Raw genomic sequence first — 22,953 nt, forward strand, 5'->3', positions numbered from 1 at the left:
TCATATATCGGACAATGCTTGATGTATTTGGGAGAAGACACAGTGACCAACGAAGCACCAGTAGCCAAAACAGCCCTGGACACAGGAAAGCACCCGATCCCCTCAGCATTTCGAATCTGGCTGTTTCCATTCACCAGAATCCATCGCATTCCAGTCTTCAAACGAGTCTGGTTATACCTTGCAGTCATGGCAATGTACGGTGCCGGCGTTGACTGGATAACCGACCACGAGTTGCGAGCCGCACAGGTCTTTAAGGAGATAGGAGCTGCCGCTTACACAAGCGTGATCCTTGGTCTACTCCTCGTTTTCCGTACCAATTCCGCCTATGAACGATGGTGGGAAGGTCGGAAACTTTGGGGACAACTCGTCAATGAATCACGCAATATGTGTCTTAAGGTGAAGATATTGGTCGGGGCAAGCAAAGCCGATCGAAATCGATTTGGCGAGCTTTTGATTTCGTTCGCCTACGGCTTGAAGCACCATCTTCGCGACAGCCGTCCGACAAAAAATGTGCATGGTGTGGATCTCGACCCGACAGCGAACATTCCTGTAGCAATGGCCGGCGAGCTCTACAAAATGATGATGAAGTGGCAGAACGAAGGGATCATAGACGGTTTCACACGCCTGCAGCTTGATGCCCACATCAAAACATTGATGGATATCACGGGCAGTTGCGAACGCATTAGAAGCGCACCACTAGCAGTATCTTATCGAGCCTTCCTGCGGCAGGGTATAGCTCTGCAACTCCTGGCTCTGCCATGGTTTGTTCCACCAGACGTGCCATATATTTTCAGCATGCCTATTCTACTTATTGGTTCCTACTTCTTGATCGGACTGGAGCTAATCGCAGAAGACATCGAAGATCCGTTCGGTGAAGATGGCGACGATCTTCCGCTCGACTACATCTGCGATAAGATTCAAGCCACCATAACCGAGATTTTGGAACTGCCGAAACAGCGCTTTACAGCGGCTTTCAAGGCGCCAAAACTGGACCCGCTCAAAGCCACAGAAAGCCCCAAGTGAAGCCACCGCAGGCAATGCCGTAGCAACATAGACGACCAGGAAAAACATCCACGTCAAAAGCCATCGCCGCAGGGCGATGGCTTTCAGATTTTCAAACCGGTTGTTACCAGCGTCTGCCGCCACCGAATGAGTAGCCGTAGCCGCCACCCATGCCGTAACCGCCCACACTGTTGTATGTACCGTCAGTCGGTGGTCTACCCCACGATGCAGCCCCCATTTCACTTTGCAGTTCATTGAATTGATTGATGCGCATCATTTTATTGAAGTCGTCATCACTCTGGGCTGCAATCTGGCTTTCGCGCATGCCTTGAATTGCACTGTTCATATTACTGACGTTTGCATTTTCAGACTCGCGCAAATTAGCAATGGCTTGATTGAGCTGCTTGATTCGCGCCTGTTCAGTCGCACGAGTTTTATCGTCTGCTTGCAGCCAATTTTCGAGAGCATGCAAATCGCCAGTGCGATTGGCATAGCTGCGAGAAGGAGACCCCCCCGCCGCTTTCAGCTTAATCAGCTCGGCAATCCTTTTCTCCGCATACAAGCGATATGGCTCGTTCTTAGCGTCGTTTGCCGCCGCAGCTGCAGCATACTGCTGCTCCTGATTCGTCAAACCATTGAGTTTGGCCTGGTTGTCCAACTCCATCTGTCTTTCATCTTGAAAAATCGCCTGATTGCTGCCCTGGCTGTACGCCGGCATGGCGCTGAGCCCCATAGTACAGACAGCTATGGTCAGTATTGTTTTAAATCGCATCCTTACATCTCCAACACAGGTCTCGGAATCCTGCCTACCAACAGTTAAAACATACCCAGGCGTTTTATGAGATAACCGAACCTCTCAGTAACGCTTGTTGAAGGCTGAAACGCCCAAATATGCCAGTTCCCGTTAGGTTACCATGCCCCGAGCATGCTAAGTTTGGCACTCAATTGGGGCTGACGCAAACACATATTAAGGTTTGGACAAGTAGTCGTATCGACAAAAGGAAGAGAAATCGATGAAAGGCATTGTTATTGAAAGAAACGGCGGTCCAGACGTTATGGAATTGACCGAGCTATCGCTGCAGAAACCCGGTCCTGGGCAGGCAAGAGTTAAGGTTATAGCCGCGGGTCTGAATTTCATCGACATTTATCAACGTCGCGGCGATTATCCAGTCAAGCTGCCCTACACTCCAGGTCTGGAAGGCGCGGGCATAGTCGAAGAAGTGGCAGCCGACGTTACCGCAGTCAAGCCGGGCGACCGGGTAGCCTACACATCACAGCCGGGAGCCTACGCCGAAGCAAGCCTGGTCAAGGCCGACAGCCTGATTCCTTTGCCGGAAAGTTTCTCTTTCGAGCAAGGAGCAGCTTTCCCCTTGCAAGGAATGACCGCCCACTATCTGATCAATGAATATCGCCGCATCAAGCCGGGCAATGACGTTCTCATTCACGCCGCTGCCGGCGGCATGGGTCTTTTACTGGTGCAGTGGGCCAAACATCTGGGCGCTCGAGTTTTCGGAACCGTCTCCAGTGAAGAAAAGGCACAGGCAGCAAAAGAAGCTGGCGCCGACGAAATCATTTTCTACAACAAAGAAAACTTCGCCGAGGCGACTAAACGACTGACAAATGAGAAAGGTGTTGAACTGATTATCGACGGTGTCGGCAAAAGCACCTTTGCCAAAAATCTAGAGGCTGCGGCCAGACGTGGCACAGTAGTTATTTTCGGCTCAGCCAGCGGACCAGCTGAACCAATCGCACCCAACAGCTTGCAAGCCAAATCGCTCACCGTAGCTGGTGGCTCACTGTTCAACTATCTGCTCGACAGAGAAGAACTTCTCTATCGTGCTAATGACGTGCTCAAAGGTATTCAAGAAGGTTGGCTGAAATTACGCATCGACAACGTATTGCCGCTTGCACAGGCGCAAGACGCACACACTCTGCTCGAGAATCGAAAGTCAATCGGCAAAATCATTCTTCGGTCTGATAACTAAATATGGTGGCATGAAGAAATGATTGATTTCGGAAACCTCCCCTAATTATTTTCGTCGACCAGTATTAGGAACTACAGGGTTCCGAAAATAACTAGAATGGAAGTGGATATGAAAGCTCTCAAGAAAAAGGTAAGACATCTGACAATCGTCGAAACCAACGACAAAGCATGGAGCAATCTCGATATAGAAGACTTCGAAGACCTTTTCGAGCTAGCCGACGATGCCTACATGGCAACTCTGGATACTCATCTAGCCGAACTGGAATACACGCATTCAGAACATTCTGAAAGGTAGATAACTGGAAAGGAAAGGACTGACGAAAACCAACGCAAGGTCTGCGCACAGTATATCGAATACAAACAGAAGGAGCGCCCCGTGAGGCGCTCCTTTGTGTGTTAGCGTCGCTAGATGACAAAACCGTCGGTGCTTTGAGGCACCAAAAAGGGTTCTACACTGCGGTGTATTTGCGATTTCTGCTCTTTAAACAGCGGGCATCGGAACGGCATATGACGTCCATTTTTCGCTGTGCAATCATCTCGTTAACGGTGTTCTTTAAATAAGCGATGGCATTCGCGATCGCACGAGCAATCGAGAACTGCATCTTAGTTTGTGCATGTGCTTTTCTGCGCAAACTGCGAATATCAGAAACAGTCATTCGCTTGACTGGATTCAAGTCTTCAAGAGAGCCGAGCTCTGATGATGACGTTAGTCGAATAACATTCACGTTTACAACCTCAACACCTAAGACCAGCTTAATACTAAGTCTACTCGGCGCCAAACTCAAGCTAATTTTTTCTTGGCAACACATATACGAATCAGCAGAAGTGATAGCAAAAGCTAGTAAAATACAGATGCTTAGTAGCCTCTAAAAGATATCGAATGCCGCAACTGACCCGAAATGAATTAATCCAGCGTTCTCGCAGGGTGGTTGTCAAGCTCGGAACAGCGGTTCTGATGCGGGACGAGGGCGGTATTGCGTTAAGCCGTTTTTATGCATTTGTTGAAGGACTGGCGGCACTAAAAAAGAGCGGCCGCGAAGTTTTACTGGTCACTTCAGGGGCAGTAGGACTGGGAGCGCAAAAACTCGGCTTCAGCAGCAAACCCAAACTGCTACCGCAAAAACAGGCCTGTGCGGCAGTCGGACAGGGCCGACTGATGGCTCTCTACAGCGACGCCTTCGATCGTCTGGGCATCACAGCCGCTCAAATTTTGCTCACAGAAGAAGACTTTTCCAATCGCCAGCGTTATCTGAACTTGAGAAGCACGATAGCGGAGCTGGTCTCCATGGGCGCGATTCCAGTTTTCAATGAAAACGACACGGTGTCGACAGCAGAAATAGAACCGCTGCGAAACTCGGCCGACTTCAAAGTCAACTTCGGAGACAACGATAAACTCTCAGCGCTGGTGGCAAGCAAAATCGACGCCGATTTGCTGGTCATTTTGACTGATGTAGAGGGCTTATACACAGCCGATCCGCGCTCTGACCAGGGCGCTGATCTGATTTCAGTCGTAGAGAATATAACGCCCGAAATCGAAGCGCTGGCATCAGGTGAAAAATCCAAAGTGGGCCGCGGTGGAATGAAAACAAAGCTAGCCGCAGCACGGGTTGCTACTCAATCGGGATGCGCCACCATCATCGCCGGCGGCAAAATTCCAAACGTTATTGAAAAGATATTTGCCGGCGAAGAGCTTGGCACTATCTTCCTCCCTCACGCCATGAGGAGCGGTAAAGAGAAGTGGATTGCATTTGCAACGACAGTCAAAGCAGCACTCGTGATCAACAAAGGTGCGCAAGAAGCTTTGCTGAAGAAAAAAGCTAGCTTGCTTCCAGCCGGAGTGACTGAAGTAAGAGGCGCCTTCGACAGAGGAGATGTTGTCAGCGTTCTGGACGAGTCTGGTTGCGAATTTGCTCGCGGCATTGTCAACTACTCAAGCGCTGAAGCAAAGAAAATCTCCGGCATGCACTCGGATCACATTGATGAAGTTATCGAAAGCAGAAACTATGATGCGTTGATAACCCGTGATAATATCGCTTTTCTGGAAGCCTAACAGGTGGCGCTATGACCGGCTCTGTCGAAAATCAGATGATGGGATCAACATCCTGCAAACAGGCTTCGGTCCTCGAACTGGCGCAGCGAGCAAAAACTGCCGCAAACACATTGGCTGGAATCACAGCCAGTCAACGCAATCTGGCTCTCAATTCTATTGCCGAGTCCATCGGCGCAAATGTAAAGGACATTCTGGAAGCCAACAAAGCAGATCTGAAAGCGGCAGAGATTCTTCTTGCCGAAGGCAAGATTTCTCAAACACTCGTTGATCGTTTGAAGCTCGACGAAAACAAGCTTTCTTCAGTGCTCAAGGGCATTCAGCAGCTCTCGAAAATGGCTGATCCCCTGGGAAAAATAGATCTCGATCGCGAACTTGATACAAATCTGGAACTGCAACGTGTGACGTGCCCGATCGGTCTGATTGCAGTTATCTTTGAAGCTCGCCCAGACGCGCTGCCGCAAATTGCCTCACTCTGCCTCAAGAGCGGCAACGCGATCATTTTAAAAGGTGGTGCCGAGGCGGAGCACTCCAACCGAGCTCTCTTCGCATGCCTGAAGAAAGCCGCTGTCACTGCCGGCTTGCCGGGTGACAGCCTGGTTCTTTTAGAAACGAGATCTGATGTGAATGAGTTGCTCAAAGCTGATCGTTTCGTCGACCTGGTCATCCCCAGAGGTTCCAACGCGCTGGTTCGTTTTATTCAGGACAATACTCGCATTCCGGTTCTCGGGCACGCGGAAGGAGTATGCCATATCTACGTTGACGACTCGGCCGACACCGAAAAGGCGGTCTCGATAATACGCGATGCGAAAGTACAATACCCTTCAGCATGCAATGCGGTTGAGACAATTTTGATTCACCAGAACATAGCACCACAAGTGATGCCGGTCCTGGCCAGGGCTCTGACTGAGCAGAAAGTCAGTATGCGCTGCGACCCGCTTTCACTGAAACTGGCAGGAGCTGAAACACTCACATCCCCGGCCAGAAAAGAAGACTGGGGCACCGAATACGGTGAGCTTATCCTCGCCGTCAAAGTTGTAAAAGACATAGACGAAGCTATCGAACACATCAATCGATACGGCTCGGGTCACACCGAAACGATGATCGGGTCAGATCAAAAAAGATTCGACAAGTTCTTCGCCCAGGTCAATTCTGCTGGAGTTTACTACAACGCCTCCACACGTTTCGCAGACGGCTATAGATACGGATTTGGAGCAGAGGTGGGAATAAGCACTGCTAAACAGCACCCACGCGGTCCGGTTGGCATAGAAGGTCTGGTTACTTACAAGTACAAACTGGTTGGCGATGGACACATTGTCGCTGACTACGTTGGCAGTAACGCTAAGCAATTTACACACACAGATTTGAACGAACAACAGAAACAGGAAAAGAAGTAATGCTGAAGGGTAAGAAACTTGGTGTCGTCGGCGTCGGGAAACTGGGCGAAGCTCTGATTTCAGGACTGCTCAAACAAAGCGATTTAGACGTTTGTGATATCACAGGCAGTGTGCATCACGAAGCCTCGATCGAGCGGGTAAAAGATCGACTGGGCATCGAAACGACGCTGGACAATAGGGCGCTGGCTAAAGGCAAAGACATTATTCTGATTGCCGTTAAACCACAGAATATGGATAAGGTTTTGCGAGAAATAGGCGAGCACCTGACCTCTGACCAACTGCTGATTTCGGTCGCCGCCTCGGTCACTACATCCTTCGTCGAAGAACGTTTGCCCAAGCCGATTCCGGTTGTTCGCGCCATGCCCAACACACCCAGTATCATGAACGCAGGTATGACCGGGCTTTGCGTTGGACGTCATGCGAAACCGGAGCACAAGGAAATATCCGAAGCAATTTTCGACTGCGTCGGTAAAACCGTTTTCGTAGACGAGAATCTTATGGATGGTGTGACAGCCCTGTCAGCAAGCGGACCGGCATACCTTTACGTTGTCATTGAATCGCTGGCTGAGGCAGGCGTTAAGATGGGTCTTTCCAGGGAAGTGTCGACATTGCTTGCAGCCCAAACCATGTACGGGGCATCACGAATGGTGCTGGAGTCGAAAGCACATCCAGCTCTCCTCAAAGACATGGTGACAACACCAGCAGGCTGCACAATCGACGGGCTGATGGAACTGGAAGAAGGAAAACTGAGAGTCACCTTGATCAAAGCCGTCGTCAAAGCATCCGAGCGCGCTCGAGAACTGGTCAACTATCAAAATTCGGCTAAATAGCTACGAGTTAAGAAGGGAAGAGCAAAATCGGCGTCGTCATCGTCTTCGCTGTCTCTTTAGCCTGACGAGCCGCCGCAATCAAAACTTCCGGATCGTCGCAAGTCTGCGGCATCGTCGCCATCCCTATAGCGGCAAGCACACTCTCATTGCGACTGCTTGACGACAACGGTTCACTCGTTAAGGCAGTATGCAAGGTCTGAGCCCAAGACGAGACTGCAGCACTATCCAGACCCGGTACTATTGCAGCGAATTCACCGCCGCTCAGATGAGTGACGATATCGAACTCGGTTGCCACTGTATTGATACGCTCGATAATAGTCGGCAGAGCGACAGCCGGTAAAGCGACGTTCTCATAACCAATTCGCAAAGCGACCTCGAACACAACGACTGCAAACGGCGTCCTGGCGCGTTTATAGAGCGCCTGCTCTCTGAACAAGAAATAGACGAATGTCGCAAAAGAGTGCAAAGTGGTGTTCGGGTCGATCAAGCCCGAGCCGACCCTGTCGATCAGAGTCACATCCAGCTTGATTGGCGGAGGCAGTGGAACCCTTGGAGCGGTCGGCTCCGGAGCAACGACAGGAGCAGGTGCGCTAGCCTGTGGCTGCTGTGGATGCTGGTGGGCTGGTGCGGTCGGGGCTGCTTGAGAGGCGGCCGGGACCTCATCGACAACCGGAACCTGATCATTCGGCAGGGGAGCTGCCGGCTTCGGTGAGCTGGCAACGGGCTGAGCCGTGCCTGGATGCAACGCCGGCATATTGGTTTTGGATGCATTCGGATTGAAAACCGGAGGTTGAACCAGCCCATCGGCCCAGTTCTCACCAAAAGCTGGTGCTATCTGCGGTGGCGCCTGAAAGGCATTGATTGCCTGTTGTTGAGATTGAGCAAAGAAAGTGTTGGCAGCCGGCGCAGCTACGCTCTCAGGTGAAGCGACGGCGCCCGGAGCAAGTGGATTGTCTATGTCAGAGCCGCCGCCGATGTTGACCTGCAAAGACATGGGCTGAGACGGTATTACCGTCTCGGTTTCACCATCTTGCGGAACATATTGAGTATCGATCTTAATTTTGTTCTGCACCATCAACACATCTTCAGAGTTGCGATTCCACAACCTGGCTGCGTTTGGTCCATCGCCTCTCAACAAGGTCCAGGCTGGGGGATTTTTGTTGCCGACCGACAAAACGAGCTTCACAACAAACATTTGATGGTTGCTCGGATGTTCAAAAGGTAACTCAATCGTCTTGCCGATCCGTTTTTGCCCTTCAGCGATTGCGTAACGCAAGTCATCAGTTGTCGGCACCGAATTCATTTTCGGCAACCGAAAAACTTGTGAAGTGCTCAAGGAATCGTATAAAGGCATGCGTTTTTAACCCTCACCGCAGAACCGCGCTCAGTCAATATACCCATATTAACGTACCACTCTTACGCGCCCTTACATCAATCCAGGACTAACATTTCAAGATTTTCCCGACTCGATTTCCTTGATGCGTGTCTCCAGTTTGGCTGCTTCCTCGTTTTTGCCGAGTTTGCGCAATTCCTGAGCGTACATCTTCATAGTTCTGGCCACTTCAGGATTATCCGGTCCAAGCGCCACTTCTTTGATCTCAAGAGCCTGCTTGAAAAGAGGCGCGGACTCAGCTGTTTTTCCCTCAGCATCTTTAAGAACGGCGAGACAGGAAAGTATTTCCCCTGTGCGCAGATTTCGATATCCCAGAGACTGCTGCCTGATCTTCAAGGCTTGATTGAAAAGCTGCTCAGACTGATCGAACTGATTCTGCAAGAAGGCAATACTACCCAGCCCAACCAGACTATCGGCAACCATCGGGTGGTCAGCACCAAGTGTCTTTACAAGAATCGCCTGTGCATCTTTGTACAAAGAGCGAGCACGATTCAAATCGCCTTTGATCTGGTAATCCATAGCGAGACTATTTTCAGCATCAGCAACTTCAGAACTACCGCTTCCTAACTGCTCCTTCCGAATCGACAGAGCCGTCTGCAACAACTTCAGGGCCTGGTCGATTCGCCCTGTCTTGTTGTACAGGGCAGCCATCGCTTTCAAACTGTCGGCATATTCAAGTGAATCGACGCCCGCACTCGCTTTCCGAATCGCCATCGCTTTGTTCAGCAAGGGCTCAGCCTGGGCAATTTTGTCTTCCGCGAAATAGACCATAGCCAGATCGTTCATGCTGTCGGCGACAGGCAGTCCAGTTTTACCGAAAATTTCTTGACGAATAGCCAGTGCCTTCTTCAAAGACCGCTCTGCCTCAGGATAAAAATCTTCCTTAAAGTAGACATTGCCCAGATTATTCAAACTCGTGGCATAGCGAGGATCTTCGCTGTCGAATTCTTCTGCGGCTGTGCAGGCTTCTTTGAAAAATCTGCGAGCTGCCGGGTAGTGAGCACGATCGAACTCCTCCTCACCTTTGTCATTCAACTCTTTCCAGTCGGCGGTCTTTGCTGGTGCTGAACTGGTATGCTCGCGAGAATAGAAGAAGTACGCCATGGAAAGCCCTGCCACTACAAGCGATACCAGGGCAATCAGCGTTTGTAGTGGAAATCTCGTTTCCTTTGATTCTTTGTTTACAGAAATGGTGCGCAAAGGTCCAGACGATATCTCACCCACCTTCATAGCGGGAATGCAGGTTTGAGTAGCGTTCTTAGCCGGGCGCAGAGTGTTTCTGAACAGCTCGAGATCTGTCCAGAGCTCTAGAATCGATTGATAACGCTCGTCGGGGTCCGGGCGCAAGCATTTTAAGACGATATTCTCGATTTGCTCGGGAATGGAAATAAGCTGGGGATCGACACTGGCAAAAGAACGGGGCTGCTCACTGATGTGCTTTTGAATAGTTTCTAAAATGTCATTGCCCAGCAACGGCGGTTTGCCGGTCAGGGTCTCGTACATGACACAGCCGAGAGAATAAATATCAGAACGAGCATCCAGCCGTTTGCCCGTGCACTGCTCCGGACTCATATAGGCAGGGTCGCCGAGAAGCTGCCCGGGTTTAGTCAACTGCCCCGCCTCGGTTGAGGCAATACCCAGATGTTTAGCAATGCCGAAATCAACCAATTTAACAACATCGTCTTGCTGCTCTTCGTCAACGAGCATAAAATTACTCGGCTTCAAATCGCGATGAATCAGCTCTCGTTTATGGGCGTAATTGAGGGCATCGCAGGCCTGGCAAAATATCCAGGTAGAACGAATCAGATCAAGTCGTTTCTCATTCTTGATCTCATCCCTGAGGTTGCTGCCTTCCAAGAAATCCATCACCAGATATGGTTGCCCTTTAGATGACACTCCAAAATCAAAGACGGTGACGATATTGTGGTGATTCAAGCTGCTTACAAGCTTTGCTTCCAGCTGAAATCGCTTCAGTGTCGGAACATCAGAAGCAGTCAAAACTTTCAGAGCCACCAGGCGGTCCATCAAAGTATGTTTGGCTTTATAAAGGCAGCTGGCACCGCCGCGTCCCAGCCTGTCCATGATTTGATAACGGTCTGCGAACAACGTCCCTATCAAAGGGTCAGAGCCTTTTGGCGCAGGTTTCTGGTTATGTTCCGACTCGGACGTCACTATCACCACCGCCGCCCAGGCACTTGCTACGCCGGAATGCCACTCGCCATAATAATCTCGCAATTTTTTGGAAATGCATCTTTCAGTTCGCGAATTGTCGACTCAGCAACATCAGTGCCGGTCAGCGAGACCTTCGTCAATCCCTGCAATTTCTTCAAAGTTTCAAGCGACGCATCAGTGACTTTTGTATTATCGAGCCAGATCTTTTTCAACGAATGGATCTGGGAAAGTTTCTCTACACCTTCGTCGCTGATTGACGTGTGCGACAGATCGATTTCGTAAAGCTTGCTGAAGTGCAACAAGTACTGCAGATCGTCGTCTTCTACTGCACTTTCGCTGCAGTCAATTGATTGCAGTGCGTGCGGATCCAGTTCTTTCAAGGAAGAAAGATGCAGTGGTTTTTCTTTGCGCACTTCCAACTGCACATTGCTGCCCTTCGGAATCTTCACCACACCGCGGGCTTCACCAATACCTTCCCAGTAGTCAGGATCATCCTGAGATTCGACAAGCACTTCGCCAAGCGAGGTATCGGGAAACTTGATTGATTTCGTTGCCACATTAGGTGATGACTTCGCATCCTGTTGAGCAGAAGACTTTTGCGCCGCATTCGTTACTGCCGATTGAGAGGCTTGCTGGTTCGACTCGTTTTTGGTAAGCGTGGCATCATTCGACCTGACTGCAGGTGCCTTCTGAGCAGAAATAACAAGCCCGAAAGTGACGACAGCAGCCATTACCCATTCAACCGACAAGCGCATGTAATCAAGCTTGACCTGCCCCGGTGGAGGTGCATAGAGAAAACCAAATGAAGTGGGAGTTTCAGTGATGAACTTCCAGGGCGGATAGAGCCCCATGGCAACGATGACCAGGATGCCCAGCCAGAGACAAAGTTTTTGATTTTCGTTCAAGTGATTCATTTGTTAATTTCGTACTCTGAAGATTATTATCCAACACGACGCAGCTGTTTTCTAAACAGCGCCCTTGTATGCTTAGAGTACCTCGGTAGACCAATCATTGGAACCTTTGGAGGAACTCAATATGTGGGAACGATACAACTTGTCAGGGCAACAATCTATGTCTGCGGGGCGCGCCGCCGACGCTGAACAAGCATTCCGATTGGCTTTACAAGAAGCAGAGAAGCTGGGTTCGTGGGACCCGAAAGTTGCAGTCAGTTGCGTAAACCTGGCTAACTGCTTAAGGGCTCAAGGCCGCTTCGCAGAAGCAGAGGAACTTTACAAGAAGGCAATTACTGTCAAGGACAAAGCATTCGGGCCTTTGCATAAAGAATTGATCCCGGTGCTTGAGAACTACTCTAAAATGCTGCGTGCAGCCGGGCGAGCAGCTGAAGCCGACAAAATGGACAAACAAGCAAAAGCAATTTTTGTCAGACCATAAAACGGATGTAAGCACGTGAAAAAAGTAGCTGAAAATATCAACAAAAATAATGGCTCTTCAAGACTCGACCAGTCTGCCTTGAAATACTTGAGCGGTTTTGCCAACCACTTCGAAAGTGAAGCAGAGCCAGGAACTTTGCCAGTCGGGCAGAACTCTCCGCAGCGCTGTGCTCGTGGACTTTATGCCGAACAATTGAGCGGAGCGGCATTTACAGCCAGTCGAGCCGAGAATCTGCGCAGCTGGTTATATCGCATCCGTCCTTCCGTGCTGCACTCTAAGTTCAAGAGTTATAAGCAAGGATTATGGCGCGGCAAACCATTTTCAGACGCTTTCACCACACCAGAGCAGCTGCGCTGGGACCCAATGCCCACGCCTGACAAACCGACAGACTTCGTAGACGGCGTGGCCACGATAGCAGGCAACGGTGACGCTGCCAGCTGGCGCGGCTGTGCAACCCATATCTACTCGATTAACCGCTCCATGACCGACCGTTTTTTTTACGATGCTGATGGAGAGCTGCTTTTCGTTCCGGAGCGTGGCGCGCTGCGTATGCGCACCGAATTTGGTGACCTTGACGTAAAACCGGGAGAAATTGCCGTCATTCCACGCGGCGTCAAATTTCAAGTGCAGCTTCATGAAGATACCGCCCGTGGTTACATCTGCGAAAACTACGGACCACCTTTGCGCTTGCCTCCTCTCGGCGTAATCGGTGCCAACGGATTGGCCAACCCGAGAGACTTTCAATCACCGGTAGCGAAATATGAACAGATCGAAAAAGCGCACGAACTAATAGCCAAGTTCAACGGCAAATTGTGGGGCACCGAGCTGCGCCATTCGCCACTAGATGTGGTGGCATGGCACGGCAACTACGCTCCTTACAGATACGATTTGAATCACTTCCAGGCCGTTAACACGGTTACTTTCGACCATTCCGATCCGTCGATTTTTACAGTCTTGACTTCACCGTCTGAAGTGCCTGGGTTCGCCAACGTCGACTTTGTCATCTTCCCTCCACGCTGGATGGTTGCAGAACACACCTTCAGACCGCCCTACTACCATCGCAACATGATGAGCGAATACATGGGCTTGATTCTCGGCGTCTACGATGCCAAAGAAGAAGGTTTCGTACCGGGTGGAGGCAGCCTGCATAATTGCATGACCGCTCACGGTCCTGACACCGACACTTTCGAGAAAGCAAGTGCAGTTGAGCTGACCCCTAAATATCAAGGTGACACTCTCGCTTTCATGTTCGAGAGCTCCTTAATTTTTCACCCCACCGAATTTGCAGTCAAATCGGAAATTTTGCAACCAGATTACCTGGATTGTTGGGCTGGCCTGAAAGCCAAGTTTTCTCCAGAGTAATCGACGTTAGCTAATATCCTACCCGGGGAATAGACGGATAGGCGGGGCAATCGTGAGCACTCAGCCACAGGCAACCTGCCGCCAAACCTGGTATTGTTCCGACTACTTGAACCAGATAGAAAGACAAACAGGCGAGAGTCTTAACTCGAGAATTTGACCGACTAGAATCCCTACTTTTCCGACAAACTGAATGTATAAACCTAAAAAAGAAGAGAATAATAATCCCGTCGTCACCAACCGCCAGAGACTGCCTGTAACGGCAGCGATGCCGGGACTGAAAGCCATTCAGGCACAATTCGATGCCGCCGTACACAGGCGCGGACTTATTGTCGAACAGCCATGGACGACCAGCGTTCCAAAACAACAGTTTGTTCTCATGGTGCAGTGGGATGCCAGCGCCGAATTTCCGCTCTGGACACTCTATGAAGAAAACGCCAATGAATCGAAGATGCACTGGAGTCAGACATTTCCGCCCAGTGACGTGCAACTGATGTACGACGTTCTATCGATGTCGGTTGAGTCACAAGCTGGTCAGGGCAGCTTCAAGATACCCGACGAGCTGAAGCCAAAAGACGATTTTGATTTAGCCAGGCCCGAACCGATAGAGGCCAAACCCGCGGTGGCACCACCGCCGCCACCGCCCCCTCCTCCACCGCCTCCGGCACCTGTAGCAGCTCCTGTTCAGCCGCCACCTCAGCCATATCCGGCTCCGGGAGGCTATCCGCAACCGCCACAGGGCTATCCTCAACCGCCTCAAGGATATCCTCAGGCAGCTCCAGGATATCCATCGCCGCAGGGTTACCCGCCAGGATATCCGCAGCCCGGTTATCCTCAACAAATGCCAGGCTATCCACCAGCCGGATATCCGCAATATCCACCCCAACAAGGCTACCCGGCGCAGGCTCCCGCACAGGCCCCGGCTCCGCAGCCGAGCCCACGGCAAGACTCGATCTGGCAATCGGGTTATGCACCGACCTCACAACCGTCCCAGAGCGGCGCCTCGAAAAGTGCAGGCGACGACTTGAGACCGATCGACTACAACATGATGGACAAACGAGCCAACGTCTTACTTGGCACGTTGCTTGTCGAAGCAGGTTTAGTCACTACACCTACATTAAACGCAGCTCTGAAAATTCAAGAGCTTGTACGCGATGAAAAGATGGACCAGGAACAAGCTTTTGATGCACTGAAACGCCTGCACTCAATGGGTGGGGCCATCGATAACTACCTGAGCCCAACTGATTTCAAGTCAGGGAAAGTGAACAAACCGAGGCCGCCTCAAACCAGCGGTGGTGGCAGTGCGCCATCATCTGCAGGTCAGCCGCCACGATCAGGAGCAGTCGACCCGGAAAAACAGCGAGAGATGATGGCATCTTTCGACCTCTTACAAAAAGCCGGATTACTCAACGAAGCTGACCTGAAATCGGCGCAAGCAGTGCGTTCGAAACATGGCGGCGATATGGTGCAGATTCTCAAATCAGCCGGAAAATTGGAAATGAAGACATACGAAGCGGCTGTGACTTGCATTCGTCTGATACACGTCGGCAAAATGAAAGTCGAACAATGCATTATCGCTTTGAACTACTGCAGCCGCAGCAGAGTGGGATTCGATGAAGCAATGGAAGAACTAAACTGGCCAAATCCGAAAAAGTCCTGAAGTTCAACTGACGCCCAATTTGAAGAGTGCCGGGTCATGACAGATAGTTTGCAAGTCGACAACCCGTACAAGCACAGCCAGTTGGCGCAGCAATTTGAATCGGTTTCAGATCTTAGACGCGCCGAAATCGAATTCAAAGCAGCCATACAAGCTGCAGACGCGCTGCCATTGGCAGAGTACAAACAACACTTTCAAAGCAATCTTGCCCAGGAGCACATAGTCAAACAAGCAGCCGAGAACTTTGACTCAGCGCCGCCCCGGATAGGCAGCCTGGAACAGATCGCACAAGCCTATCACGAACTGATCGCTCTGCCATTTCTGACCCGCTTGCAATTAGCAGGCTTTTACGCACGGCATGAAGCCCTGCCGGAAGCGAAAGAAGCTTGTGATGAAGCTTTCCGGGTCGGTCTGGATGCACTCGTGGATGACGATAAATCCATTCAGGCGATGTACAAAAGAGCGGAAGAATTGCAACGCCATCTTATAGAGATCCTCGGACCCGAAGACGTCGAAAAAATATTCCTCAAAAATTTCGACAAATTAGACGTAAACAAAGATGGTTTCGTGGACGAAGCAGAATTGAGGCGAGCCCAGCTAGACATAACAATTAGCGCAGAGACTCAGCAAGTAGTTCGCTATTTACTGCACAACTATCTGGCTGTCGAAAAAGCAAGCAACGATGAGTTTGGTCTGGAAATCAGAGGCATCACAAAAGCCGACGTGCATAAATACGAAGGCAATGCATCGGCGCGCTGGAAACGCGTCAAGAAGAAAAAGTAACTATCAGCCATCAAACTCCTCTACACGCCATTGGGCACCAGTTTTGGTTTTCAGTATCGTATGCCGTTGCCCGGGAATGAGCCGCGGATGCCGCGCTTTCAATTCTTCATAGGCACTATGCATGGTGCTGCATATCCATGATTCAGATTGGCGGTCGGAGCCGACGCACACCATCGTCATCACAGCCAGGTCATTGTTGACCATCATTTCAACGTGCTCTGCGTGAATCTCATTTGGTTGATCCTCAACGACAGAAGCGCAAATGTTTTGAACTTTCATCTAATTCCTCAACTGTAAAACCCAGACTATTTACTGCACACTCTCACTCTAGCCAGTAATTTTGGCAATTTGCTGGCAGCGCCTCGGCCTGGTCAAATCAGATCGATTATCTGACGGAGCAAGTGCAAATATCGGTCAGCCCGTGCCTGAACCATAACTAGGCTTGTTCTTGGGTATACTGTTTGGAAAGGACGAGGCACACAGGCTTCTGATGGGCAAAAACATCCTACTTCTAGACGACGACAAGCAGTTTTGCAAACTGATGGCCTCGGTGCTAGAGGGGCGCGGGCACAAAGTCTTGCAAGCCGACAGCGGTGAAAAGGCCTGGGAAACTCTAAACAAAGAGAATCTCGACCTGGTTATCGTTTGCGGACCACTGCCAGACAAATCGGGCGTAGATTGGATAAGCGAGGTGCGTGCCAAGGGCAACGACATACGCTGTGTTTTTGTCGGGCAATCGCAGAAAGATGTGCAGATAAATAAATCCAAGCTTGAAAACGAGCTTGGCATCTCGCTTATCGTTCATAAGCCTGTGATTCCATTTGTCTTTGGCGCCCAGATAGAAGGTCAGTTCGCCGAGAGTGCCTCTGCTCAAGCGGGCAAACTGAAAGATTTCGAAACGATGTTTCTGGCGCTCGTAACAAAATATGCTCACCTGTTGCCGACAAAATTGAATGACCTGTCTGCAGCAATTCAAAAAGCGAAAGCAGATCCGAATAATAAAGATCTGGTTGGCGAAGTGCGCGCACAGGCTCACAAAATCAAAGGCACGGGAGGCTCGCTGGGTTTCAGAATGGTCGGGGAAGCAATGGCTTTCATCGAACAAGCAGCCGTGGCGATGCCAAGCAAATCTCACGAAGAACAACAGATTTCCTGGGCCGAAATCGACAGAAAGCTGATCGAAGCTCAGGCGGCAGGCGAAATGGAGGCACGCGAAGTTGCCTCGGTGGTAGCCGGTAAAGACGAAGGTTCAAGTGCCGAGCACGAACCAGCTATGGCGAGAATATTAGTCGTCGACAGCGATCAGGAATTTCTCAATCTGATCGAAGATCTCGGTCGCGAGAGGCTTGTGGAAATCGTTAAAGCACTGAACGTCACCGAAGCGCTAAACAAGGCGTGCCTGCTCCCTCTCGACGCGGCACTGGTAAATGTCGTGCAAGACTCAGCCGAAGAATCGTTCAAACTGGCGAGACAACTGCGAGAGCTGCCTGGTTACGAGAACCTTCCTCTGGCTTTCATTTCAGGCGATGCAATCGGCAAAGACCGCGTTGAAGCCGCTCATGCCGGTGCTTCTCTATATCTCGACAAACCACTGCAATCAGATTCGCTCGAGACCGCTGTTCAGCATCTCGTCGCCATCAGACAGGGCGGTCGGCCGCGCATCTTAATCACTGATGACGACGAATTTTTCGCCAACACAGTCGCCCTCACCTTGCGCAACGAAGGCATGATTGTGCGCACCTTGCTCGACCCGACAAAAATTCTCGACGTCATGCAAGATTTTCCACCCGACATGCTGCTTCTCGACGTAATGATGCCAGGCATCACAGGCTTCGAAGTCTGCCGTATGCTCAGACAGGTACCGCGCTGGCAAGACCTGCCAATCATCTTCCTGACTGGACAAACCGGTGTTGATGCTCGCGTCGAAGCCTTCAGATCTGGCGGAGACGACTATCTGCCAAAACCGGTAGTGAACGAGGAACTGCTTACCCGAGTCAAAGTAAGACTGGACCGCTCCAAACTTTTGAAAGAACGTTCAGACAAAGACACAATCACCGGTCTCTTGCTGAGACGGGCATTTTCAGAGCACCTCACCGGAATGATCGCGGAAGCCCAGCGAACAAATTCTGGTTTCTCAGTTTGCTTGCTTGACGTCGATCACTTCAAAAAAGTGAACGATACGTACGGTCATCTTGCCGGCGACAAAGTACTGGCCGGGCTCGGACAGCTGCTTTCCCGCAGATTCCGAGTCGACGATCTACGCGGGCGCTGGGGCGGCGAAGAATTCATTCTCGCCTTTAGAAGAGAAGCAAAAGAGACGATGCATGCAGCCGTGCTGCGCGTTTTAGACGAATTCAGCGACATGACTTTCGTCAGTGATGAAGGTAAAGAATTTCACGTCAGCTTCAGCGGTGGTCTGGCTACTTTCCCGGAAGACGGCGAATCAGTCTACGACCTGCTTCAGACAGCAGACAGAAGACTCTATGAAGCGAAACGAGCCGGCAGACGTCGAATCGTTTTAAACGATCCGGATCCAGCGGCTGTTCCGACTACGACTTGATCTCGCAACTACTGACTTTCAGAGAACTGAATTTAAGCCTATTTCGAACTACTGATTTTCAGCTTGCTGCTTCTTATAGTTCTCGTAAGCCTCTTGCTGCTGCACATATTGTTGTGCGATTTGCAAAAGGGATTGCGGGCTTTGCGAGCCGGTTGCGCCGCCGATTTCTACGGCGCGACGGTAAGCTGCCACTGCACCCTTATAGTTCTTGTTGCGCATCAATGCATTGCCCAGACCAATCTGGTAGTCAGCGTTGCGCGGCGCATTTTTAACAGCCAGTTGATACTGCCCGGCCGCACCATTTGCATTGCCGCCTCGCAGCAAGAAATTACCGTAGTCAAAGTGTAACTGCGCATCTGAAGGCTTCATGTTCAGCAGTGCTTGATACTCAGCGCCTGCTTCACTTTTGCGCTGCGACAAATAGATTTGCAGTAAGCATCTGTGAATATTTTCTCGCTTCTGAGCAGGCGTGTCAGCGATACTGGCTGTTGCTGAAACCGCCATGACCACAGCCGCTATGCCGAAAGAAAACACAGAGCGTGAAACCGTAGAAAACATCTCGGACCTCCAAATCATTTTAGCTGTTGGGATTGCGCATGTTGAATTTGTCGAGCAACTGATAGAGATTATTCAAATTGTCATCAGTTGCCGGCTGGCGTCCATACGAGCCCTGGAAGGTCTCGAACATGCCGCGCTTAGGCACAGCGAACTCAATAAACAAAATCCAGCTGCTTCCTTTTTCAGGCAATGTTTTTTCGCTAAACTTCCACCCGGCTGGTTTAGCGGTGTTGACCAGATCGTGGAAGTCATACTTGAGCGGCAGCGCTTTGTTTAGAGGCGGTCCTTTCAAGTTCTTGGTGATGTGATAGTGAGCCATCGGTGGGTGGTTCCAGCTGGCGTCTTTCTCTGTGTTTTTTTCAAGCCCTTCGAATTCAGCGATCACGATACATTCTGCCTTGACCGCATTTTCGAAACTGAGTGAATAAGTTTCGGGTGGACGCTCGGGCTCTTTAGGCTTCTCCGGCACCTTGGGCTCTTCCTTTGGTGGCGGTGGTGGCACGTACGGTGTTGAAGGAACGATGTCTATGTTCTTGATTTTAGGAACGAAAGCCACAGTGGGAGTATCGGCGTTGGCCAGAGCCTTTTTCAACCATGGCACCGCCTCATCATATTTGTTAAGGTGGAAAAGAGCCTGTCCATACTCATAAGACAGCGTGGGCTGTTTCTTAGGATCGAGCTCAAAAATCTTCTCAATCGCGAAGGCTACCTGGTCCCACTCGCCAGCCTTGATGGCCGAGTTGTAAAGCCCTTCATACAATTCAACAGATTTGGGGCTGAGACCGATTGCAGTTCTATATTCGTCGCGAGCCCGACCATAGTCGCCGGCATTGTAGTAGTCAGCGGCTTTGTTCGAATGTCGAATCAGTGTTACAGACTCTTCTGCCAGAGCCCCAGGAGGCACTGCAGAGACCATTGCAAGCAACATCGCCGAACCAGCCAGGAGGAATCCGTTGCGTCTCATGCCATTCATCCTTGAAATATTAGAATCTGGGACCTTTCTGAACATTCAAAACTCCTCTCGCCAACATTCGCTTGCTGCACGAACAACCAGCCAGTGCACCATCATAATCTCATTTCTACCACTTTGATGCTCGAACCCTAACCTTGAAGGTTTCTTTTTGTCTTGCAATTCTGGCTTTAGACCGGTTTTTCAGGGCTCTCAGGCAGACGAACGTTTTCAAGTACGGCGCAGGTTAAACCATCAGGTCGAGCTTCGGTCAATAGACCTGAATGCTTACCAGGACCCGCCGCCACCACCACCAAATCCGCCACCACTGTAGCCACCCGAGAAGCCGCTGCCTCCTGAGGAGGCGGAACTTCCACTGCTCGAGCTGCTTGTCTGCACTGGCATCGAAGCAAACGTGCTGCGCATGGTATTCATTCCATAGCCCAGGTCATCGACAAAGTCAGTGACGGAAAAAATGCTGTTCGGTCCATACCCCATGGGCTGATACCAGTCGGGAGGGGTCGTCAACAGCCCCTCGAAGGCAGTAGCCCACTGGTCGGCAGCACCGAGCACCATGGCGTAAGGCAAAAGTCGCCCGAAAATAGTCGGATCATCTTTGGCCAGCACTCTAATTCTTTCTTTTTCCGCCATACGCACAAAGCGTGCAAAACCGAGACACTCTCGCTTCGCCCTGGAACCAGCAGCGGAACGCGCCGGCATCGCTCTGGCAAAAAGAAAAATAATGCCGGCTGATGACAGTACCCCGATACCCCAAACAGCCGCATAGATCAGCAAATATACGCCGGCGAAGAGGAGGAGGACTGCCATGGCGTAATAGTTCGTGCGAACAAGATCGGGATTGGCCAGAAACAGTCCTTTGGTTGTCAGCGAGTCGTAAATAGATTTCTTTATGCCTGGCAAAAACGCATAAAATTTTGCTTGCAAATTGCTCAAGGTATTAGTTGCATTTGCATGTAAATCGTAATTGAACAAGCCCTGCAAGAACGATAGTTCGTGAGGTGAGAGGCTCTCACCAGCAGGTGGATCGAGCTTGACGAACAGGTAATCTTTCTTGGCGAAGAACAGCAACCCCGACCCCTTCTGCTGAACGATCTTCAAATGACCACGCACAGCCAGATCGACCAGTGTCGAAACTATGTCTTCCATGTCACAAGATTCATCAACAAGAGTGCCGACCTCCGCCGGTGACAGGTCTTTCGGAGGCGTCCACTCGACTGCGATGGGCAGATCACCATCTACATCTCGACCTGAATACCACCACAGCAACGACATCACGCTCAAAGTGCCAAGCGGCAAAACCCAGGCCGGCCAGCGCTCTTTGAGATATTGCAGGATCTCTTTCCACAAGGGCGGTGGCGTCACCGACCCGGCAGGCAGACCAACAACGATAGTCAAGCCTTCTCCAGCTTGCAGTGGTGCCGGGCTAGCGAAGCGAGCAACATCGCCGCTCACGGAACTAATTGCATTAGTTGTACTGCCAGGTGGTCCATAAAAGGAAGTAACGCGAATCTCTTCCGGTTTGACAGTCTTTGGCACGCGCACATTTGCACTGGCGTGAGCGATCGGATAAGGCCACTGATCCCCTGTGACATTCCAGTAGAACTCAGGCTGTTTGTCTTGATTGAAGAAATTAAGCGCCCGCTCTACTCTGTATTTGATTTGATAGAAGTGCACACCACTGACGGTGCGATCGGCGTCGCCGATCTTGATCATCACTTCATTACCCTGATGACTGAAAATATAATTCGCAGATAATCCGGAATCGCTTACCACACTCTCCACCTTTAAGGGCAAAGAATACGTTGAGCCGTGCCGCTGGTAGATGACGGGGATGTGTCGATATATTCCGTGGCGCTGATTATTTTCGAAATCGACTGTGATAGCTTCCGTGATCTCGACGGAAGAATCTTCCTCAATGACAATGTCGGAACTGAAGTCCTGCACCACATCGGCAAATGCGGGAGCCGACGAGCCTAGTACCACATACAGTGCTATTGAAAATACGAAAGGGAAGACTTTCATCTTGAATACCCGCTTTAATCTGCGGCGCTCAGGCAAAATTCGAACTCGACCTAGATAAGAATACACATATTGGATTCAAATCACCCGTCCCAATCCCGGCTTGGCAAAAAAATCCTCCGCTTTTGGAAAATTTTGCATCGAAAAGCCTCGAAATCGTTGGAATAATTGGACGCCAGTTTTATACTGAAACTATAGCCAAAGCTTTATACGAGGCATTAATGGAATTACCGCCGCGCGAAGTTCCTGAGGGACTTTCAGCTCAAGAATATTACAAACTTGGCGTCCAATATAAATCAATGGGTTGGACGGAACAGGCTCGCGACGCGCTCAATTTCGCACTTGAAGATACGTCAGACGCTGCGACCACCGCCTCAGCAAAGATTTTCTTGCGTACTAAGATTCCCCGCTATCCCGTGCCACTGCTGGCCGAGCAAAAGAATATCGAGGGATTCAACTTGATGGCAACCGGTGACGTTGACGCCGCTCGCAATACATTCGAGGAATTGATCGCCCAATTTCCGGATTTCGAGTGGCCATACGGTAATCTGGCCGTGCTATGCCTTCATGACGGGCAGATTCCAAAGGCCAAAGATTTACTGGAACAAGCTCTCGAAATAAATCCCGACTATGTCAATGGCTGGTTGCACATGGCGACCGCGAAAGGACTGGAGTTAGACCTGGACGGTGCTCGCAAGTGCGTCGAACGGGCACTGCAGTCTGATCCCACAGACACGGCAGCAAAAGCAATGCGCGATGCGCTCAATGAGCTTTAGTACGGGCGCGAGTCTGACAAACTGAAGGCGCATCACAAAATCGGGCGACTGATA

20 protein-coding genes and 1 pseudogene are annotated in these 22,953 nt (G+C 50.7%); 11 read left to right on the forward strand and 10 right to left on the reverse strand.

All coding sequences use genetic code 11. The annotated features are described in order from the left end of the window. Positions 1-21 precede the first annotated feature (21 nt). Positions 22-1,023: a hypothetical protein gene (locus EKK48_15625; protein RTL40689.1), complete on the forward strand. Its 1,002-nt coding sequence runs from the start codon at positions 22-24 to the stop codon at positions 1,021-1,023. 103 nt (positions 1,024-1,126) lie between these two features. Here the strand turns inward: EKK48_15625 and EKK48_15630 are convergent, their stop codons facing one another. Next, a complete protein-coding gene (locus tag EKK48_15630; GenBank protein RTL40690.1) occupies positions 1,127-1,774 on the reverse strand; it encodes a hypothetical protein in 648 nt (215 codons plus the stop codon). 241 nt (positions 1,775-2,015) lie between these two features. Here EKK48_15630 and EKK48_15635 point away from each other — a divergent pair, with 241 nt between their 5' ends. Continuing rightward, complete coding sequence (locus EKK48_15635) at positions 2,016-2,987, forward strand: quinone oxidoreductase (protein RTL40691.1); 972 nt, start codon at positions 2,016-2,018, stop codon at positions 2,985-2,987. Between the two features lie 108 nt (positions 2,988-3,095). Next, complete coding sequence (locus EKK48_15640) at positions 3,096-3,281, forward strand: hypothetical protein (protein ID RTL40692.1); 186 nt, start codon at positions 3,096-3,098, stop codon at positions 3,279-3,281. A gap of 154 nt (positions 3,282-3,435) precedes the next feature. On the opposite strand, the gene EKK48_15645 is transcribed toward EKK48_15640, so the two are convergent. After that, positions 3,436-3,711, reverse strand: a complete 276-nt coding sequence (locus EKK48_15645) for a hypothetical protein (GenBank protein RTL40693.1) — start codon at positions 3,709-3,711, stop codon at positions 3,436-3,438. 155 nt (positions 3,712-3,866) lie between these two features. Here EKK48_15645 and proB point away from each other — a divergent pair, with 155 nt between their 5' ends. The 3 genes from proB to proC are packed head-to-tail and all read left to right on the forward strand — an operon-like array spanning position 3,867 to position 7,260. Beyond that, a complete protein-coding gene (gene proB / locus EKK48_15650) occupies positions 3,867-5,036 on the forward strand; it encodes a glutamate 5-kinase (protein ID RTL40694.1) in 1,170 nt (389 codons plus the stop codon). Positions 5,037-5,071: 35 nt separating this feature from the next. Continuing rightward, on the forward strand, positions 5,072-6,430 hold the full coding sequence (locus EKK48_15655; protein ID RTL40819.1) for a glutamate-5-semialdehyde dehydrogenase: 1,359 nt from the start codon (positions 5,072-5,074) through the stop codon (positions 6,428-6,430). Then, complete coding sequence (gene proC, locus EKK48_15660) at positions 6,430-7,260, forward strand: pyrroline-5-carboxylate reductase (protein ID RTL40695.1); 831 nt, start codon at positions 6,430-6,432, stop codon at positions 7,258-7,260. Before EKK48_15655 ends, proC begins: the two co-directional genes overlap by 1 nt. 7 nt (positions 7,261-7,267) lie before the next feature. Here proC and EKK48_15665 read toward each other — a convergent pair whose 3' ends face one another. From EKK48_15665 to EKK48_15675, 3 genes are all read right to left on the reverse strand, one after another. Beyond that, positions 7,268-8,614 (reverse strand): diguanylate cyclase, encoded by a 1,347-nt coding sequence (locus tag EKK48_15665; protein ID RTL40696.1) that lies wholly within the window; start codon positions 8,612-8,614, stop codon positions 7,268-7,270. A 96-nt stretch (positions 8,615-8,710) separates the two neighbouring features. Beyond that, entirely contained in the window at positions 8,711-10,825 is a 2,115-nt protein-coding gene (locus EKK48_15670; protein ID RTL40697.1) for a serine/threonine protein kinase, read from the reverse strand. A gap of 26 nt (positions 10,826-10,851) precedes the next feature. Continuing rightward, complete coding sequence (locus EKK48_15675; GenBank protein ID RTL40698.1) at positions 10,852-11,739, reverse strand: hypothetical protein; 888 nt, start codon at positions 11,737-11,739, stop codon at positions 10,852-10,854. A 121-nt stretch (positions 11,740-11,860) separates the two neighbouring features. Here EKK48_15675 and EKK48_15680 point away from each other — a divergent pair, with 121 nt between their 5' ends. Both EKK48_15680 and EKK48_15685 read left to right on the forward strand, forming a co-directional pair. Beyond that, positions 11,861-12,217, forward strand: a complete 357-nt coding sequence (locus EKK48_15680) for a tetratricopeptide repeat protein (protein ID RTL40699.1) — start codon at positions 11,861-11,863, stop codon at positions 12,215-12,217. A 78-nt stretch (positions 12,218-12,295) separates the two neighbouring features. Then, complete coding sequence (locus EKK48_15685) at positions 12,296-13,579, forward strand: homogentisate 1,2-dioxygenase (protein ID RTL40820.1); 1,284 nt, start codon at positions 12,296-12,298, stop codon at positions 13,577-13,579. A gap of 591 nt (positions 13,580-14,170) precedes the next feature. On the opposite strand, the pseudogene EKK48_15690 reads toward EKK48_15685, so the two are convergent. Continuing rightward, a pseudogene (locus tag EKK48_15690) lies at positions 14,171-14,257 on the reverse strand (BA14K family protein). 1,015 nt (positions 14,258-15,272) lie between these two features. Here EKK48_15690 and EKK48_15695 point away from each other — a divergent pair. Then, positions 15,273-16,016: a hypothetical protein gene (locus tag EKK48_15695; protein RTL40700.1), complete on the forward strand. Its 744-nt coding sequence runs from the start codon at positions 15,273-15,275 to the stop codon at positions 16,014-16,016. A gap of 3 nt (positions 16,017-16,019) precedes the next feature. Here the strand turns inward: EKK48_15695 and EKK48_15700 are convergent, their stop codons facing one another. Beyond that, the gene (locus EKK48_15700; protein RTL40701.1) at positions 16,020-16,295 is read right to left on the reverse strand and encodes a hypothetical protein; all 276 of its coding nucleotides are present in this window, start codon (positions 16,293-16,295) and stop codon (positions 16,020-16,022) included. 211 nt (positions 16,296-16,506) lie between these two features. Between EKK48_15700 and EKK48_15705 the strand changes: the two genes are divergently transcribed. Then, entirely contained in the window at positions 16,507-18,576 is a 2,070-nt protein-coding gene (locus tag EKK48_15705) for a response regulator (protein ID RTL40702.1), read from the forward strand. Between the two features lie 48 nt (positions 18,577-18,624). Here EKK48_15705 and EKK48_15710 read toward each other — a convergent pair whose 3' ends face one another. The 3 genes from EKK48_15710 to EKK48_15720 form a co-directional block, all read right to left on the reverse strand. Then, a complete protein-coding gene (locus EKK48_15710; GenBank protein RTL40703.1) occupies positions 18,625-19,152 on the reverse strand; it encodes a tetratricopeptide repeat protein in 528 nt (175 codons plus the stop codon). 1 nt (position 19,153) lies between these two features. Further along, entirely contained in the window at positions 19,154-20,143 is a 990-nt protein-coding gene (locus EKK48_15715; protein RTL40704.1) for a tetratricopeptide repeat protein, read from the reverse strand. A gap of 228 nt (positions 20,144-20,371) precedes the next feature. Next, on the reverse strand, positions 20,372-22,126 hold the full coding sequence (locus EKK48_15720) for a DUF2207 domain-containing protein (GenBank protein RTL40705.1): 1,755 nt from the start codon (positions 22,124-22,126) through the stop codon (positions 20,372-20,374). 218 nt (positions 22,127-22,344) lie between these two features. Here EKK48_15720 and EKK48_15725 point away from each other — a divergent pair, with 218 nt between their 5' ends. Next, positions 22,345-22,899: a tetratricopeptide repeat protein gene (locus tag EKK48_15725; protein ID RTL40706.1), complete on the forward strand. Its 555-nt coding sequence runs from the start codon at positions 22,345-22,347 to the stop codon at positions 22,897-22,899. The last annotated feature ends 54 nt before the right edge of the window (positions 22,900-22,953 follow it).

This window comes from Candidatus Melainabacteria bacterium, assembly GCA_003963305.1.
GTDB lineage: Bacteria > Cyanobacteriota > Vampirovibrionia > Obscuribacterales > Obscuribacteraceae > PALSA-1081.